The sequence below is a fragment of the uncultured Bacteroides sp. genome, from assembly GCF_910586915.1.
Lineage (GTDB): Bacteria > Bacteroidota > Bacteroidia > Bacteroidales > Bacteroidaceae > Bacteroides.
This window is the reverse complement of the sequence record NZ_CAJULN010000002.1, coordinates 168,519-184,737: the sequence shown is the minus strand read 5'-3', so window position 1 is coordinate 184,737 and position 16,219 is coordinate 168,519. Positions and strand designations below refer to the sequence as shown.

Annotated in this window: 17 protein-coding genes and 2 pseudogenes; 6 read left to right on the top strand and 13 right to left on the bottom strand. The window is 46.3% G+C overall.

Annotated features, from left to right (window positions below; translation table 11 throughout):
- The 6 genes and pseudogenes from QZ331_RS01820 to QZ331_RS01795 all read left to right on the top strand — a co-directional run.
- Positions 1-399, top strand: a 399-nt coding sequence (locus QZ331_RS01820; RefSeq protein WP_294627494.1) for an SPFH domain-containing protein, incomplete at its 5' end; no start/stop codon positions are given.
- Positions 400-430: 31 nt separating this feature from the next.
- The gene (locus QZ331_RS01815) at positions 431-652 is read left to right on the top strand and encodes an Arc family DNA-binding protein (protein WP_294627492.1); all 222 of its coding nucleotides are present in this window, start codon (positions 431-433) and stop codon (positions 650-652) included.
- Between the two features lie 306 nt (positions 653-958).
- Positions 959-1,242 (top strand): annotated as a pseudogene (locus QZ331_RS01810) (transposase); the annotation flags it as partial.
- A gap of 126 nt (positions 1,243-1,368) precedes the next feature.
- A complete protein-coding gene (locus tag QZ331_RS01805) occupies positions 1,369-1,737 on the top strand; it encodes a BlaI/MecI/CopY family transcriptional regulator (protein WP_294627491.1) in 369 nt (122 codons plus the stop codon).
- A 219-nt stretch (positions 1,738-1,956) separates the two neighbouring features.
- Positions 1,957-3,393, top strand: a pseudogene (locus QZ331_RS01800) (carboxypeptidase-like regulatory domain-containing protein); the annotation flags it as partial.
- A 27-nt stretch (positions 3,394-3,420) separates the two neighbouring features.
- Positions 3,421-3,744 carry a TonB-dependent receptor plug domain-containing protein gene (locus QZ331_RS01795; RefSeq protein WP_294627518.1) on the top strand — a complete coding sequence of 108 codons (324 nt, stop codon included), beginning with the start codon at positions 3,421-3,423 and terminating at the stop codon, positions 3,742-3,744.
- 37 nt (positions 3,745-3,781) lie between these two features.
- On the opposite strand, the gene miaA is transcribed toward QZ331_RS01795, so the two are convergent.
- The 13 genes from miaA to ubiE all read right to left on the bottom strand — a co-directional run bounded on the left by miaA (position 3,782) and on the right by ubiE (position 16,214).
- Positions 3,782-4,678, bottom strand: a complete 897-nt coding sequence (gene miaA / locus QZ331_RS01790) for a tRNA (adenosine(37)-N6)-dimethylallyltransferase MiaA (RefSeq protein WP_294627490.1) — start codon at positions 4,676-4,678, stop codon at positions 3,782-3,784.
- A gap of 102 nt (positions 4,679-4,780) precedes the next feature.
- Positions 4,781-5,335 (bottom strand): hypothetical protein, encoded by a 555-nt coding sequence (locus QZ331_RS01785; RefSeq protein ID WP_294627488.1) that lies wholly within the window; start codon positions 5,333-5,335, stop codon positions 4,781-4,783.
- A 21-nt stretch (positions 5,336-5,356) separates the two neighbouring features.
- The gene (gene lpxA, locus QZ331_RS01780; RefSeq protein WP_294627486.1) at positions 5,357-6,124 is read right to left on the bottom strand and encodes an acyl-ACP--UDP-N-acetylglucosamine O-acyltransferase; all 768 of its coding nucleotides are present in this window, start codon (positions 6,122-6,124) and stop codon (positions 5,357-5,359) included.
- 19 nt (positions 6,125-6,143) lie between these two features.
- Positions 6,144-7,529 (bottom strand): bifunctional UDP-3-O-[3-hydroxymyristoyl] N-acetylglucosamine deacetylase/3-hydroxyacyl-ACP dehydratase, encoded by a 1,386-nt coding sequence (locus QZ331_RS01775; RefSeq protein WP_294627484.1) that lies wholly within the window; start codon positions 7,527-7,529, stop codon positions 6,144-6,146.
- Positions 7,530-7,532: 3 nt separating this feature from the next.
- Positions 7,533-8,573, bottom strand: coding sequence for a UDP-3-O-(3-hydroxymyristoyl)glucosamine N-acyltransferase (lpxD, locus tag QZ331_RS01770; RefSeq protein ID WP_294627482.1), 1,041 nt, complete (start codon positions 8,571-8,573; stop codon positions 7,533-7,535).
- 271 nt (positions 8,574-8,844) lie between these two features.
- Positions 8,845-9,675 carry an orotidine-5'-phosphate decarboxylase gene (pyrF, locus tag QZ331_RS01765; RefSeq protein WP_294627480.1) on the bottom strand — a complete coding sequence of 277 codons (831 nt, stop codon included), beginning with the start codon at positions 9,673-9,675 and terminating at the stop codon, positions 8,845-8,847.
- A 16-nt stretch (positions 9,676-9,691) separates the two neighbouring features.
- Positions 9,692-10,804, bottom strand: a complete 1,113-nt coding sequence (prfA, locus tag QZ331_RS01760; protein ID WP_294627478.1) for a peptide chain release factor 1 — start codon at positions 10,802-10,804, stop codon at positions 9,692-9,694.
- 3 nt (positions 10,805-10,807) lie between these two features.
- Positions 10,808-11,974: an AIR synthase-related protein gene (locus QZ331_RS01755; protein WP_294627477.1), complete on the bottom strand. Its 1,167-nt coding sequence runs from the start codon at positions 11,972-11,974 to the stop codon at positions 10,808-10,810.
- A 166-nt stretch (positions 11,975-12,140) separates the two neighbouring features.
- Positions 12,141-12,722 carry a LemA family protein gene (locus QZ331_RS01750; protein ID WP_294627476.1) on the bottom strand — a complete coding sequence of 194 codons (582 nt, stop codon included), beginning with the start codon at positions 12,720-12,722 and terminating at the stop codon, positions 12,141-12,143.
- Between the two features lie 47 nt (positions 12,723-12,769).
- The gene (locus QZ331_RS01745; RefSeq protein WP_294627474.1) at positions 12,770-13,672 is read right to left on the bottom strand and encodes a TPM domain-containing protein; all 903 of its coding nucleotides are present in this window, start codon (positions 13,670-13,672) and stop codon (positions 12,770-12,772) included.
- Positions 13,673-13,679: 7 nt separating this feature from the next.
- The gene (locus QZ331_RS01740; RefSeq protein ID WP_294627472.1) at positions 13,680-14,630 is read right to left on the bottom strand and encodes an alpha/beta hydrolase; all 951 of its coding nucleotides are present in this window, start codon (positions 14,628-14,630) and stop codon (positions 13,680-13,682) included.
- Between the two features lie 61 nt (positions 14,631-14,691).
- Entirely contained in the window at positions 14,692-15,438 is a 747-nt protein-coding gene (locus QZ331_RS01735; RefSeq protein ID WP_294627470.1) for a shikimate dehydrogenase, read from the bottom strand.
- A 38-nt stretch (positions 15,439-15,476) separates the two neighbouring features.
- On the bottom strand, positions 15,477-16,214 hold the full coding sequence (ubiE, locus tag QZ331_RS01730) for a bifunctional demethylmenaquinone methyltransferase/2-methoxy-6-polyprenyl-1,4-benzoquinol methylase UbiE (protein ID WP_294627468.1): 738 nt from the start codon (positions 16,212-16,214) through the stop codon (positions 15,477-15,479).
- Positions 16,215-16,219 lie beyond the last annotated feature (5 nt).

Here is a 16,219-nt window from a genome sequence, read left to right as displayed (position 1 = left end):
CTCTATGCTTATGACGACAATGAGACCGACCGGAGTGAGTTGACTTTGCGTAGTGGCGGCGATGAAATTAATGACCAGTTGGAACAAAAATTAAACGAGCGTTTGGCTATGGCAGGTATGGAGATTGTAGAAGCGCGTATCAATTACTTGGCTTATGCACCTGAAATTGCGGCGGTTATGTTGCGTCGACAACAAGCATCGGCTATTATCAGTGCCCGTGAAAAGATAGTAGAAGGTGCCGTGTCTATGGTGCGTATGGCGTTACAGAAACTTTCTGAAGAGGAAATTGTGGAGTTGGACGAAGAAAAGAAAGCGGCTATGGTAAGTAATTTGCTTGTGGTGCTGTGTGCGGACGAAGCTGCGCAACCGGTTGTCAATGCAGGTACGCTGAACCATTGATTAACAATTAAAAAATAGAAATGTAACAGGAGTGGCTAAAAAAGAATCTTCAATAAAGAGTTTTGTTTTGCGCGTGGATACTGAAACTATGGAGGCCATTGAAAAATGGGCGGCTGACGAGTTTCGGAGTACGAACGGGCAACTTCAATGGATTATTGCCGAAGCCTTGCGGAAAAGCGGACGTTTGAAAAAGAAATCTTGCAAGGCGGGCAATAGTTCGTCAGCATCGGAAAAAGATGCGGCGGGAAGCTGATTCCCCGATGTACTTTCCGATACTTTTGCCTACCCGAAAACGTTGTATACACACGCATGAGCCTTATATAAAACTAATCTTTTTCCTGCGATGGCCTGTCGGCTGCCATGCGAATGTCTGTCGGTTTTCTTACTAAAATTTATTCGTCTGACTATAGTGACCGTTTCGTCTGACTATAGTCAGACGAAAGAAACACTACAGTCAGACGCAAGTTCAACTATAGTCAGACGAATAAATTTATGCATTCCGACCGTTAGTCTGTAGGCAACGGAAAATTAAATCTTAGGCAATTCTCCGCTAACCGATAGGCTGAACGTAAGCATCCTTGATTCACAAGACTTTCTCAATTTTATGTTTACTCCCGGCAATGTGGATGACAGGGAACCATTGAAACAAGGAAAGTTTCTGGAAAAAATAAAGGGAAAATTGTATGCGGACAAGGGATATATCGGGCAGACTTTGTTCGAGAACTTCTTTCTTAATGGTATGCAGACGATTACTAAGGTCAAGAATAATATGAAGAACTCCTTGATGAGTATCGCCATAAGATATTGCTTAGGAAGAGAACTTTGATTGAAACTGTCAATGACGGGCAACTGGATATGTTCTGATTATATCGAACTTACGTTAAACTATATCATTTAGTTTGTATTAACTATGAAAATTAGTTTGTGAACTAAAAGTTTTCGTTCTTTGCAGCAAACAATGTTGAAGATATGAAAGGATTAACAGCAAAAGAAGAAGAAATCATGAGCTTTTTTTGGGAAAAGGGCCCTCTGTTCGTGAAAGAAATGCTGGCTTTCTATGAAGAGCCGAAACCGCATTTCAATACATTATCTACTATTGTGCGTGGGTTGGAAGAGAAAGGTTTTCTGTCTCATTGCACCTTTGGTAATACTTATCAATATTATCCTACAGTCAGTGAAGACGATTTTCGGAAGGGAACGCTTCGGAATGTAATTAGCAAGTATTTTAATAATTCTTACTTGAGTGCTGTCTCCTCTTTGGTCAAAGAGGAAGATATTTCTTTAGCCGAATTGAAGCGGCTTATTGACGAAGTGGAGCAGGCTGGTAAGAAAGATTAATCTGTTAAACGAACACTGATACTATGGGGACTTTTCTTCATTTATATATTAAAATCGTCCGTCTGTTTTACCCTGTTTTATCTGTTTTTCCGGTTATTGTTAAGTAAGGAGACTTTTCATCGGTTTAATCGCATTGCTTTGTTGGGAGTACTCTTTTTATCGTTGCCTATTCCCTTTATTGAGATAACAACCAACCATCAGATTGAGATACAGCAGACAATGCTTACCATTGAGTAGTTGTTGACGATGGCGGATATGGAATCTGCCTCTGTTGATGCGACCGGAGCGGCAGTGGATGAAGTTGCTTCCTTGTCTTGGATAGAAATCGTTCTGTTTGTCTATTTGGCTGGTATCATACTCCTTGCTTGCCACAATTTGTATTCCTTATTCAGCCTTTTCAGATTGATACATTCCGGTAAGGGAGAGAAATCAGAGGAGGGAGTCACGCTTGTTGTTCATGAGCGGGAGATAGCTCCGTTCAGTTGGATGAAGTATATCGTTATCAGCCAGAAAGACCTGAAAGAGAACGAACGTGAAATCCTGATTCACGAAGCTGCACATATTCGTCATCGTCATTCCATTGATTTATTGTTGGCAGATATTTGTATCTTTTTTCAGTGGTTCAATCCCGGAGCATGGTTGCTAAAGCAGGAATTGCAGAATATTCATGAGTATGAAGCAGACGAGACTGTAATCAATGAGGGGGTAAATGCGAAAGAATATCAACTATTATTAATAAAAAAGCCGTTGGCACAAGGCTCTACTCTATGGCCAACAGCTTTAATCACAGTAAACTTAAAAAACGTATCACTATGATGTTAAAAGAAAAATCAAGTCCGTGGGCACGTTTGAAGTACCTGTATGTACTTCCGTTGGTAGCTATTACAGTAACAGCGTTTGCCCGTCCCGAAATCTCTGAAAAAGCAGAAGAGATTTCAGCAGTCAAAGTTAATGATTTGGCAGAAATTGTGCAAGAAAAGGTACTGCAAGATACCGTGCGTAGACTGAAAAAGGCAGTTTCTACTACGTCTGTATGTGTCGTAGGGTATGAAGGAACCGCGAAAGACGAAACTGCCATTTTTGAAGTGGTGGAACAAATGCCGGAGTATGCAGGCGGTATGGAAACATTGCAAAAGTATTTGAACGAGAAGATCGCCGGTTCTCTTATGAAAGGCAAAGCAGAAGGGGGTGGTAGTAGTGGGCTTTACTGTTGTAGAAACAAGTAAGGTCGCGGAGATACACGTGATAAAATCCGACCAACCCTCGTTGAATCAGGAAGCGGTAAAGATTGTAAGCGAGATGCCCGATTGGCGTCCGGGAAAGCAGCGTGGCGTAGCTGTTCCGGTGAGATATTCGGTTCCGGTAAGATTTGGAGACGCTCCATCGGCGGAAGAGATTGTAACAGCCGGAACGAACGTGCCAAAGAAACCGGATGCTTGTTCTGCCAAAGAAGAAAAGCCGGCAAGAGTAGTGCCCGATTTTCAGGTGAGCGGTACTGTTGTCGATGAACAGGGACGTGTGAAGCCGGGAGTGAGTATCTATGTACCCAACACTACGTGCGGCGCAATTACGGATATAAACGGACGTTTCAGTTTAAAGGCAAAAAAAGGAAGCGACTTGATGTTCTCGTTCATCGGCTATAAATCTCAAAGAGTTCCTGCTGCTGCTACCGTATTTGTGCGAATGGAACAGGAGGTAGTGGATTTGCAGGCTACTGTCACAGAACAATTTGGGAGGAGCAAAAACACATCTTCTGTCAGTGTGGTGAAAGGTATTAACTTACGTGGAGTGAAAGAGGGAGCACCACTTCTATATATTGTGAATGGCAAAGAGGTGTCGAAAGAGTATTTATCGACGATAGAAACCGAGCGTATTAAGAGTATCTCCATATTGAAAAACGAATCGGGTACTGAAATATATGGAGATAAAGGGAAAAATGGAGTAATAATTATCACCCTATATACGGAAGATGAGTTTCAAGCCAGGAAAAAGAATGCCGAAAAGTAATACTTGCAATGCGAGCTGTTCTTAAAAGCTGGGAATTTTACAAGGATTGACGGAGGTACGCAAGTATCTCCGTTTCTTGTTCCGGGTGGAACCAGCGTATTTCTTCATCCCGTTTGAACCACGTCATTTGCTTGCGTGAATAAATGCGTGAATTCTGTTTTATCTTTTCGATTGCAAACGTTAATTCCCATTCTCCATCCAAGTATTTGAACAGTTCTTTATAACCTACTGTATTGAGCGAATTGAGGTGGCGGTAGGGAAGTACGGAGCGTACTTCTTCCAACAGCCCTTCTTCCATCATCATATCTACACGGCGGTTGATGCGATCGTAAAGTTCCTGTCGGTCGCGGGTCAGTCCTACCTTAACAATGCGGAATGGGCGTTCTTTCTTTTGCTGTGTGCGAAAAGAGGTGTAAGTGCGTCCGGTCATATAGCAGATTTCCAATGCATGAATTACCCGTTTGGGGTTTTTCAAATCTACAATGCGATAATATTCCGGGTCTAACAGGCGAAGTTCGGCACAAAGTTGTTCAAGTCCTTCCGTTTCGTATTTCTGCAACATAAGTTGGCGGGTTTCCGCATCTACTGTAGGAATGTCGTCAATGCCTTTGCAGATGGCGTCTACGTACATCATTGAGCCGCCGGTAAGAATTACCACCTCATGTTTTGCGAATAACTTCTTGAGGATTTCCAATGCTTCCGTTTCGTATTGGGCGGCACTGTAATAGTCTGTAAGGTGAAGAGTACCGACTAAGTGATGCGATACGCGTGCTAATTGTTCGGGAGTAGGTGCAGCCGTACCTATTTTTAATTCGGCAAAAAGCTGTCTCGAATCGGCGGATACGATGCTCGTTTGGAAATGCTCTGCTATCCGTAGACTCAATTCGGTTTTTCCTACGCCAGTAGGACCTATAAGAACAATGAGAGTAGGCAATGAACTTGGTGATTAGTGTTAATGAAGTAATTGGGATGATGATTAGTGATTAATGCAGTGCAAACAATCTGCTGCTTTAATCACTAATCATTAGTTGTTTATTTAAAATTTATCGTCTTCGTAAGAGTCTGCCGAATTTCCTCCGATGTCAAATCCTTCCTGGTCGAAGTCTTCCATATCGAAATCCTGGTCACCGTAGAAGTTCTCGTCCAGGTCGAGTGAACCACCGACAGCAGCCATTTCTTCAAAGTCAATTGTTTGTTTAGGGGCATCTCCCGACTTTTTGGTACATTTGCCTCCCTTCATTTCCTTTCCGGTGATAATTTCGGACAACTCGATGAAGAAGCAACGTTCCGTCATGTAGTCAAATACATACAATAACTTCTGCTTTTCGTCTTCGACCAGTTCACTGACGGTAGTTTCCTTCATCACCCAACTGTCCATTTCCGGGTTGTCGTCCATCTCTTCCAAAGTCACTTCCTTTTCTTTTTCCCAGTCGTCGTCGCAGATAAAGAAAGAAGTCATTTGGTCGTTTGCATACCCTACCGATTTCAATATTGCCTCGTGGAAATCATAGAATGTTGCTTCCGGGTCAATTTGTATTTCTCTGACAAAATCGTCAACTTCATCAGATATGATAGTAAATCTGTATATCATAATATGACTATTTTGAACTGTTTATTTAATTATACCACGTTCTGAGTTACGGATGAAGTCGATGATATAGTCGATTTCAGGACTCTTCTCGAATTCATCTTCAATTTTCTTTAATGCATCTGTCGTATTCAAACCGCTCTGGTAGATGATACGATAGGCATTGTGAATATTTTCAATCACTTCATTGGCAAAGCCACGACGGCGCAGACCGATGATGTTGATTCCGCTATAAGCGATTGGTTCGCGTCCTGCAATAATATACGGCGGAATATCCTTGCTGAAGCGTGAGCCACCCTGAATCATAACATAGCTGCCTACCCGACAGAATTGATGCATCAACACATTGGCACTGACAATTGCATTGTCGTCAATGACAATTTCGCCAGCCATCTTGGTAGAGTTGCCGATAATACAACCGTTACCAACCAATGCATCGTGTGCCACGTGTACGCCTTCCATCAATAAATTATTATTTCCCACAATCGTGCGCCCTTTAGCCGCCGTGCCACGGTTGATTGTCACATTTTCGCGAATCAGGTTGTTATCTCCGATTTCAGCAGTCGATTCCTCTCCGTGGAATTTGAGGTCTTGCGGAATAGCTCCGATTACGGCACCCGGAAAAATCGTATTGCCGTTACCGATGCGTGAACCGTATAAAATATTGGCATTCGCCATAATTTTATTGTTGTCGCCGATAACCACGTTTTTATCAATGAATACGAAAGGCGCAATTTCTACGTTTTCTCCTATTTTTGCTTCTGGATGAATATACGCTAAAGGACTTATCATTTGAATTTCCAATTGTTAATTACTTGTTTTTTACTATTTGTGCCATGAACTCGGCTTCGCACACTACTTTTTCACCCACGAATACGTAGCCTTTCATCGTAGAGACGCCACGACGGATGGGAGCCAACAGTTCTACACGGAAAATCAGTGTATCTCCCGGCACTACTTTCTGGCGGAATTTCACACCGTCTATTTTCAAGAAGTAAGTAGAATAACGATCTGGCTCGTCAACGGAGTTCAGTACGAGCAGTCCGCCCACCTGCGCCATCGCTTCCACTTGAAGCACTCCCGGCATGACGGGTTCTTGCGGGAAGTGTCCCTGGAAGAAAGGCTCGTTGGCAGTGACATTTTTCACACCTACAATGTAGTTGGCACCGATTTCGATTACTTTGTCCACTAATTGGAAAGGATAGCGGTGGGGCAACAGTTCGCGGATACGGTTTACGTCCATTATCGGCTCGCGGTTGCAGTCGTAAGCGGGTGCCTGTATTTCGTGCAGACGGATTTCTTTTCGCATCTGACGGGCAAACTTGTTGTTGATGGTGTGTCCCGGACGGGTAGCGATGATGCGTCCTTTAATCGGTTTGCCGATTAAGGCAAGGTCGCCGATAACGTCCAGCAGTTTGTGGCGGGCACATTCGTTCGGCCAAACCAATGGTTTGTGATTGATATATCCCAATTCGCCGGCGTCCATATGAGGAACTCCCATTACGTCTGCCAACTGGTCGTAACTTTCCTGCGACATCTTACGTTCGTAGATAACGATTGCATTGTCCAGGTCGCCTCCTTTAATCAGTCCGGCAGAAAGAAGCGGCTCTATTTCGCGCACAAAGACAAAGGTGCGGCTGGCAGCTATTTCGTCCTTGAACTTATGCATATCTTCCAGTGTGGCAAACTGGTTGGGTATGATTGTCGATTCGTAAGAAACCAGTACGTTCAGGCTGAAATTCTCGTCCGGCAATACAATGATGGAAGAACCTGTTGCTTCGTCGCGGAATTCAATCTTGGACTTGATGATATAAAAGTCCTTGACAGCATTCTGTTCAACAGTTCCTACACGCTCTATTTCTTCTACATAATATTGTGCACTACCATCTAAAATCGGAAACTCCGGGCCGTTCACTTGGATAAGGCAGTTGTCGATGCCCAATGCATAAAGGGCTGCCATACCATGTTCAACGGTGCTTACTTTGACTCCATTCTTCGACAACACAGTACCACGGGTGGTTTCTGTCACGTTGTCGGCTACCGCATCAATAATGGGTTGTCCCTCTACGTCAATACGTTGGATTTTGTATCCGTGATTGTCCGGAGCAGGATTGAATGTGACTGTGAGATCAAGTCCAGTGTGAAGACCTTTCCCGCTTAGTGAAAAGCTATCTTTCAGCGTTTTTTGTTTCAGCATTGGCTATTTATTTAATAGTTGTTTTAATTCTTCGATTTCTTTGCGCAGGCTACGCAGCTCTTTTTGCATATCCGGCAGGTTTCTTTGTACAACAGAAGCCTTAAAATATTGCTTGGGCTCCATAGGGGGAGTTCCGATAAGCTGGCTGCCCGACTTGATGCTTCCGGGCACGCCCGATTGTGCGCCTAAGCCTACCTTGTTTCCTATCTTTATGTGTCCGGCTATGCCTACTTGTCCGCCGAACATACACCATTCGCCTATTTTGGTAGAACCGGCTACGCCTGCCTGTGCGGCCATTACGGTGTGCGAACCGATTTCGTCGTTGTGTGCTATCTGTATCAGGTTATCTAATTTCACGCCGCTGTGTATCACCGTAGCTCCCATTGTAGCACGGTCTACGCAAGTGTTGGCACCTATCTCTACTTTATCCTCCAGGACAACGATTCCGATTTGAGGAATCTTGTCATATCCGTCCGGAGTGGGAGCGAAGCCGAATCCGTCTGCTCCGATTACCGTACCCGAATGCAGGATACACTCGTTTCCTATGCGGCAATCGTGATAAACATTGACGTTGGAGTAGAGCAGGCAGTTGTTGCCTATCTTCACGCCGTCTCCGACGAAAGTATGCGGATAAATCTGGGTATTGTCACCAACGACGGTATTTTCGCCGATGTAGGCAAAAGCACCTATATATACGTTCTCGCCGATTTGGGCACTTGGGGCGACGAAAGCCAATGAGTCGATACCTTGTTTCTTGGGTTTGCTCATTTCGTAGAGGTTGAGCAATTTCGCCAGGCTCTCGTATGCATTGTCTACTTTGATAAGGGTTGCTTTGATTTCATGTTCGGGATTGAAGTCCTTATTTACCAATACAATGCTTGATTGCGTTTCGTAAATGTAAGGTGTATATTTGGGATTTGACAAAAAAGAGATAGCTCCAGGCATTCCCTCTTCTATCTTAGCGAATGTATGTACCGTAGCGTTTTCGTCTCCAATGATTTCCCCTTGGATAAATGCTGCAATTTGCTTAGCCGAGAACTCCATGTCTTTATTTTAAATTTAATTAGTTCACAAATAACGGACTTTTTTTTCAGATTTCCGTATGATTGCATGAATATTTTATACCTGCCTATGCAATCTTTGGTAGCAGAGATTGTATTTCTTCACCTTTTCAGGCAATGACGGGGTGTTGTTTGATGGGGGTAAAACGTTGCAAAAGGGGATGCCGTACGATATCATACAGCAGCCCCTTCGGTATATTGATGAACCACCCGAAACCGGGTCATTGATTGTCTTTCTTTCGTAAGACACTCTGTCAGTCGGCAATTATTGCTTTCAACTGTTCCGCCATCTGTGCCTGTACTTCTTGTGCGGCGCTGCGGGCAGCTTCGGCAAATTTCTCTGTTTTGTCCACGTAAATGATGCCGCGTGATGAATTGACAATCAAGCCGCAGGTACTATTCATTCCATATTTGCAGACCTCTTCGAGCGAGCCGCCTTGTGCGCCTACGCCGGGAACAAGCAGAAAATGTTCAGGCACAATCTTGCGGATATCCTCGAAAGCGCGTCCTTGCGTGGCGCCTACCACATACATCATGCGGTCGTCGCCTGCCCATTCCTGTGATTTACGCAATACTTTCTCAAACAAACGTTCGCCGTTCGCGTCTTCTGTCAACTGGAAGTCGTGCGAACCCTTGTTGGAAGTCAGTGCGAGCAGGATTACCCATTTTCCTTCATAAGTAAGGAACGGAGTGACGCTGTCCTCGCCCATATACGGAGCCACTGTGACAGAGTCGATGTCCAGTTCTTCGAAGAAAGTGCGGGCATACATGGTAGAAGTGTTTCCGATATCTCCACGTTTTGCATCGGCAATGATAAACTGGTCGGGATAATTCTCCTTGATATATTTAACGGTCTTTTCAAAAGCAATCCATCCTTTTACTCCCATGCTTTCGTAGAAGGCTAAGTTAGGCTTGTAGGCGATGCACAAATCTGCCGTCGCGTCGATGATTGCTTTGTTGAATGCGAAGATCGGGTCTTCCTCTTTCAACAGATGTTCCGGTATTTTCTTGATATCCGTGTCAAGTCCCACGCAGAGGAATGATTTCTTGCGTTTTATGTTTTCAAATAATTGTTGCTTGTCCATCTTTATAATACAGTTTTTAAAGTTCGCTTTCTTTTAGTCTTTCCGCATTTTCAGCCACAATCAAGTGGTCGATACAATCTTGGATGTCTCCGTCCATGAAGGCGGCAAGGTTGTAAATCGTGTAGTTTATCCGGTGGTCAGTGATGCGGCCTTGCGGATAATTGTAGGTACGGATTTTGGCCGAGCGGTCCCCGGTCGATACCATTGTCTTGCGTTTGGAAGCAATGTCGTCGATATACTTCTGATGTTCCTTGTCGTAGATAAAAGTACGGAGACGTACCAATGCGCGTTCCTTGTTTTTCGGCTGGTCGCGCGTTTCGGTACACTCTATCAGGATTTCTTCGGCAATTCCCGTGTTCGGATTCTTCCAGATATAACGCAGGCGTACACCCGATTCTACCTTGTTGACGTTCTGTCCGCCGGCCCCCCCGCTTCGGAAAGTATCCCATTTGATTTCGCCTTCGTTGATGACCACATCAAATTCCTCCGCTTCGGGGAGTACGGCTACCGAAGCTGCCGAGGTATGCACACGTCCCTGGGTTTCTGTGGCGGGGACACGTTGTACGCGGTGTACACCCGATTCGTATTTCAGAATTCCATACACATTGTCGCCTGTGACGCTGCAAACGATTTCCTTGAATCCACCTGCTGTTCCTTCGTTGGCATTGGACACTTCCAGTTTCCATCCCTTTGTTTCGCAGAATTTGGCGTACATTCGGAAGAGGTCGCCTGCAAAGATAGCCGCTTCGTCGCCCCCGGCACCGCCACGGATTTCGAGAATTGCATTCTTGCTGTCCTGCGGATCGGCAGGAACAAGCATCAGTTTGATTTCTTCTTCCAATACCGGAAGCCGTTCCTGGCTGCTGTCCATCTCCTCTTTCGCCATTTCGCGCATATCGGCATCCGATTCGTTGGCAAGGATATTCTTGGCCTCCTCGATGTTGCCCAGCAATTGGATGTATTCCTTGCGTGCCTTCATCAAATCGTCCAGTTCCTTGTATTCCTTAGTCAGCTTGACATAACGTTTCTGGTCGGCAATGACCGCCGGGTCGGTGATAAGAGTCGATATTTCTTCAAAACGGGCCACAAGTCCGTCTAATTTCTCTAATATGGTACTGTTTTCTGCCATTCTTTAATATCTGAATTCTCCGAATTCGCTCTTGATGATTAACTCTGTGTGGGCACATTCTTCGACACGTCCTACTATCTGTGCCGGGATACCGAACGATTCGGAGATAGCGATTACTTCTTCCGCTTTTTCCGGCGACAGATAGACTTCGAGACGGTGTCCCATATTGAACACCTTATACATTTCGGCCCAGTCTGTGCCGCTTTGTTCGCGGATTGTCTTGAACAAGGGAGGAACGGGGAAGAGGTTGTCTTTTACAACGCGTACATTTTCAACAAAGTGCAGTACTTTGGTCTGTGCGCCGCCCGAGCAGTGCACCATTCCGTGGATTTCGGGGCGCAAAGCATCCAACAGTTTCTTCACTACCGGAGCATAGGTACGGGTGGGAGAGAGCACCAACTTTCCTGCGTCGACCGGAGAATCTTCCACGCTGTCTGTCAGATTCAGTTTGCCCGAATAAACCAACTCTTCGGGCACTGCCGCATCGTAGCTTTCCGGATATTTCCCGGCAAGGTATTTGCCGAACACGTCGTGGCGGGCACTTGTCAGGCCGTTGCTGCCCATACCGCCGTTGTATTCTTTTTCGTAAGTGGCCTGTCCGTAAGAAGCAAGGCCAACAATCACGTCACCCGGACGGATATTGGCATTGTCGATTACGTCCGAACGCTTCATGCGGCAAGTCACGGTAGAGTCTACAATGATGGTGCGTACCAAGTCGCCCACATCGGCCGTTTCGCCACCGGTGGCATATACGCCTACGCCCATTTCGCGGAGTTCGGCAAGCAGTTCGTCTGTTCCGTTGATGATGGCGGAGATGACCTCGCCCGGAATCAGCAGCTTATTGCGACCGATGGTGGAGGAGACAAGGATATTGTCTACGGCTCCCACGCAAAGCAGATCGTCGATATTCATAATCAGAGCATCCTGTGCGATTCCTTTCCAAACGGACAGGTCGCCTGTCTCTTTCCAGTACATATAAGCAAGGGAAGATTTGGTTCCGGCGCCGTCGGCGTGCATGATATTGCAATATTCCGGGTCACCTCCCAATATATCGGGGATGATTTTGCAGAATGCTTTCGGGAAGATTCCTTTGTCGATGTTCTTGATGGCATTGTGCACATCTTCTTTGGATGCGCTCACGCCGCGCATCATGTATCTTTGATTACTCATGAGTTATAGAATTATTTTGTATACGGCTACAAAAGTACTGTTTTTTTTTCGTACAGCCAACTATCTGAATGGAAAAGCCGTTGGCTGACAAAGTTTTCGTATCTGATGAGATACGGATACTTTGTCAGCCAACGGCAAACTTTTCCGGGCAAAATTCAAGCTGTGCTTAGAACTCTACTTTGGGAGCTTTCTCGCTGCCCTCTTCTGCCTGGAAGTATGCTTTCTTTTCAAAACCGAACATTCCCGCGAAGATATTCTTCGGGAAGCGGCGGATATTGGTGTTGTAAACCTGTGCGGCGTCATTGAAGTTCTTGCGCGCCACATTGATGCGGTTTTCGGTGCCTTCCAGTTGCGCCTGTAGCTCAAGGAAGTTCTGATTAGCTTTCAAGTCCGGGTAATTCTCGGTGATGGCCAGCAGTTTGCCCAATGCGGAAGTCACGGCACCCTGTGCTTGTTGATATTGGGCGAGTTTTTCCGGCGTCAGGTCGGCGGCATCCACTTTTATCTGGGTAGCCTGGCTACGTGCGGCAATCACTCCTTCCAGCGTCTCTTTTTCGTGCGTGGCATACCCTTTCACTGTATTTACCAGGTTGGGAATCAGGTCGGCGCGGCGCTGGTATTGGGTTTCTACGTTTGCCCACTGCCCGTTCACGTTCTCTTCCATATCTACAAGGCTGTTATGCACGCCGATTGCCCAAATAGCAATGGCAGCTACAATGGCTAAGATGATAATAATTGACTTTTTCATGTTTCTTGTTTTTATTGATGTTGATAATCTGATTTTCAAATCTTCTTTTAAAACCGCGAACCGGCACCTCCTCCGCCACCCATTCCGCCGCCGAAGCTGCCTCCGCCAAAGCCTCCGCCTCCGAAACCTCTGCCGCCGATGAGCGGACCTCCTCCGCCACCGCGATGGTGATAGTCGTTTTCGTAACTTTGCTGACGCCGTAGGAGGGTGTGTCCGCAGTTTCTACAAGTATAAGTGACGTCTTCTGTCCTCACACCGTTTCTTCGCGACACTATCCTGCTACCGCTTCTTTGCAGGGTATGTTTTCCGCATTTCGGGCAACGGCTCTGTTTGCGTGCGGCAAAGAAGGCCGTACTTCCCCCAATCAGCATGAAGAAAAAGAGGGCGAGGATAAAATCGAACGAACCGCCTTCGCCCGAATCGGAAAGAGCATCGTTCTCCATAGAGCCGTCGAGCCGTTGGCAGGTGGCTTTCAGGCCTGCCACCATTCCTGCATCCCAGTTGCCGTCCTTCAGATAAGGAATCATATATTGCGTCTGAATCCTTTTGCAGATAGCATCGGGAAGGATACCTTCCAAGCCGTAGCCGGTATAAAACTGGATACAACGCTGGTCCGTAACCAACAATATCACCAAGCCGTTGTCCTTGCCTTTTTTCCCTACGCCCCATCGGTTCAGTAATTGGTGGCAGAAGTCGAAGCAACTTTCCTCGCCGATGGAAGGCACTGCGGCAACTACCGTTTCGATACCCGTCTGCTGCTCCAAAGCATACAGCATGGCGTCAATGTTGTCGCAGGCAGCTTGCGAAAGTACTCCCGCAGGGTTACACACATACTGCATTTTATTCTGCAGATGAACCTTCGGAAGATTGTCTATCGTATATACTTTCTCCCGCGCTTGCAAGGGAATCAGCAGGAAAGTGAAGATGAGAAGGCTGAATATTGATTTCATAATGGTTTCAGTGAATGTATCGTTCGACAAACTTGCGGACTTTATCGGTATATTCCTGTTTGTTTTCCTGATAGGAAACGGCATGGTCGGCGCCCGGTACAATCCAGAGTTCCTTAGGTTCCGGTTTGGCTTCGTAGAGCGGATATACCATCCATGTCGGGACGTATGTGTCTTTATCTCCGTGAATGAACAACATCGGCAGTTTGCATTTTGCCACTTGTTTCAGTGAAGAGGCCTCTTTGAAGCCCCAGCCGTATTTCTTTTGGCATAGCAGGCTTGTGGTGTACATCAACGGGAAAGGCGGAAGTTGGAAAGACGACTTCAGTTCGTTGGCGAATTCGTCCCATACACTGGTATAGCCGCAGTCCTCGACGAAGCATTTTACAAAAGGCTGCTGTTTCTCGCCCGATACCATCATGGTGGTTGCGGCACCCATTGAAATTCCATGTACCACCATCTGCGTGCTGTCGCCGAACACCGCATTGGCTACGTTCATCCACTGCAATACGTCCAGGCGGTCTTTCCATCCCATCTGGATAGCAGGACCTTCGCTGGCTCCGTGATGTTGAAGCTCGGGGAGCAGGATGTTGTATCCCAAATCGCGGTTGTACAGGTAACCAATCATAAACATCCGGACGGCGTTGTCCGTATATCCGTGCACGATGACTGCCGTCTTCCCGGTCGGCTTGGGAGCAGCGGCATAATAGGCATGAAGCTGCCGTCCGTCCGGATTGACGATAAAAGTATCTTTCAGTGCATTCGTTTGCCGCAGACTGTCTACCCACGGGCGCAGGAAAGGATAGTGCTTGTACATGAAAGGATAAGAGTCGGCATTCTTTGACAATAGCTGTGCGTCGGGAACCAGGGAGAAGTTCAGCATATAAAAACTTCCTCCGACGATGCAGCCGGCTATTGCCAACAAAACGATGATAATGCTATAAACTACTTTTCTCTTCATATCAATAATACCTTATCCTTTTTTTACTCTCTCGTCTTGAAAAAGGGGTAGGAGAGAGAATTTATCTGTGCCATATTTCCCAGGCGGCAAAGGCCTGAAGAAGCAACATTTCAAGACCGTTTTTAACAACGGCACCCTGTGCTTCTCCCTTTTTCATGAAAAGGGTTACGTTTGGATTATATAACAAATCGTAGAGCAAATGGTTTGGAGTCAGCAGCTCGTAAGGGATGTCGGGACAGAAATCGACTTTGGGAAACATACCGACAGGAGTACAGTTGACAATGACCGTATATTCCGCCATGATTTCGGGGGTCAGTTCCTCGTAGGTCAGTACGCCGTCCGCTTTGCGGGTGCGCGAAACGAACACACTCTCGATTCCCAGATTCTTAAGACCGTGATAAACAGCCTTCGACGCTCCGCCGGTGCCTAAAATCAGGGCTTTTTTGTGATGAGACTGCAACAGAGGTTGTATGGATTGGGTAAATCCGATGATGTCGGAGTTGTATCCCACCAACTTTATTTTACCTTTCGGTTGGCGGATAATTTTGATTACATTCACCGCACCGATTTTCGCCGTGTCGGGGTCCAACTCGCTCAAGAAGGGGATGACTTGTTCCTTGTAAGGAATAGTGACGTTCAGACCACACAGGTTGGGATTTGCTTCAATCACTTCCGTGAATTCGTCGATTTTGGGAATCTCGAAGTTCACATATTCTGCATTGATATCTTCGGACTTGAATTTCTCGTTGAAATATCCGATGGAGAATGAATGTCGGAGCGGGTAACCGATTAAACCATATTTTTCCATGATACGAACGGATTAAATTAATCAATCATTGTAATTCGTTATTTTGTTGCGGTGTAAAGCGTGCAGATACCGAATGTGAGCCGTCGGAAATGGACTTTGCTGAATCCGGCGCGTGCGATGACTTCCTTCATGATTTCCCCTTGCGGAAAAACCTTGATGGTGTCCGGCAGATAACGGTAGGCACAGTTGTCTTTGGAGAGCAGTTTGCCCAACAATGGGATGACGGCTTTGGAGTAGACGGCAAACAGTTGCTTCATCGGGAAGCGGTCGGGGGTGGTAAGCTCTAAAATCACGAGATGTCCTCCCGGTTTCAGTACCCGACACATTTCGGAAAGCCCTTTGTCAAGGTCCTCGAAGTTGCGGATGCCGAATGCTACGGTAATGGCGTCAAAGTCATTGTCGGCAAAAGAAAGAGAAGTGCAGTCCTCCCGGGCAAAAGAGATTTTGTCCGAGAGTCCCGCTTTCTTTACTTTTTCGCGTCCCACGTTCATCATACCTTCCGAGATGTCCGTGCCGATTAGTTCGGCAGGTTGCAGTTTGCGGCAGGCAAGGATGGCGAAATCTCCCGTGCCGGTTGCCACGTCCATCATGCGCTGCGGCTGGAAAGGGTGCAGCCAGGCAATGGCTTTGCGTCGCCAACTGCGGTCGATGCCCAAAGAGAGGGCGTGGTTCAACCTGTCGTAAGCGTGGGCGATGTTGTCGAACATACGCTCCACCTGCTCGCTCTTTTTCCCCTCCTTGTCGTAAGGTTTGATATGTTGCTGTGGGTAGTCCATTTCTT

What these genes read in the sequence shown, in the direction of transcription:
- QZ331_RS01805 (WP_294627491.1), top strand. Translation starts at nt 1,369, where the DNA reads ATGAAAGGATTAACAGCAAAAGAAGAAGAAATCATGAGCTTTTTTTGG.
- QZ331_RS01795 (WP_294627518.1), top strand. Translation starts at nt 3,421, where the DNA reads ATGGAACAGGAGGTAGTGGATTTGCAGGCTACTGTCACAGAACAATTT.
- QZ331_RS01785 (WP_294627488.1), bottom strand. Translation starts at nt 5,335, where the DNA reads ATGATATACAGATTTACTATCATATCTGATGAAGTTGACGATTTTGTC.
- lpxA (WP_294627486.1), bottom strand. Translation starts at nt 6,124, where the DNA reads ATGATAAGTCCTTTAGCGTATATTCATCCAGAAGCAAAAATAGGAGAA.
- QZ331_RS01775 (WP_294627484.1), bottom strand. Translation starts at nt 7,529, where the DNA reads ATGCTGAAACAAAAAACGCTGAAAGATAGCTTTTCACTAAGCGGGAAA.
- lpxD (WP_294627482.1), bottom strand. Translation starts at nt 8,573, where the DNA reads ATGGAGTTCTCGGCTAAGCAAATTGCAGCATTTATCCAAGGGGAAATC.
- pyrF (WP_294627480.1), bottom strand. Translation starts at nt 9,675, where the DNA reads ATGGACAAGCAACAATTATTTGAAAACATAAAACGCAAGAAATCATTC.
- prfA (WP_294627478.1), bottom strand. Translation starts at nt 10,804, where the DNA reads ATGGCAGAAAACAGTACCATATTAGAGAAATTAGACGGACTTGTGGCC.
- QZ331_RS01755 (WP_294627477.1), bottom strand. Translation starts at nt 11,974, where the DNA reads ATGAGTAATCAAAGATACATGATGCGCGGCGTGAGCGCATCCAAAGAA.
- QZ331_RS01750 (WP_294627476.1), bottom strand. Translation starts at nt 12,722, where the DNA reads ATGAAAAAGTCAATTATTATCATCTTAGCCATTGTAGCTGCCATTGCT.
- QZ331_RS01745 (WP_294627474.1), bottom strand. Translation starts at nt 13,672, where the DNA reads ATGAAATCAATATTCAGCCTTCTCATCTTCACTTTCCTGCTGATTCCC.
- QZ331_RS01740 (WP_294627472.1), bottom strand. Translation starts at nt 14,630, where the DNA reads ATGAAGAGAAAAGTAGTTTATAGCATTATCATCGTTTTGTTGGCAATA.
- QZ331_RS01735 (WP_294627470.1), bottom strand. Translation starts at nt 15,438, where the DNA reads ATGGAAAAATATGGTTTAATCGGTTACCCGCTCCGACATTCATTCTCC.
- ubiE (WP_294627468.1), bottom strand. Translation starts at nt 16,214, where the DNA reads ATGGACTACCCACAGCAACATATCAAACCTTACGACAAGGAGGGGAAA.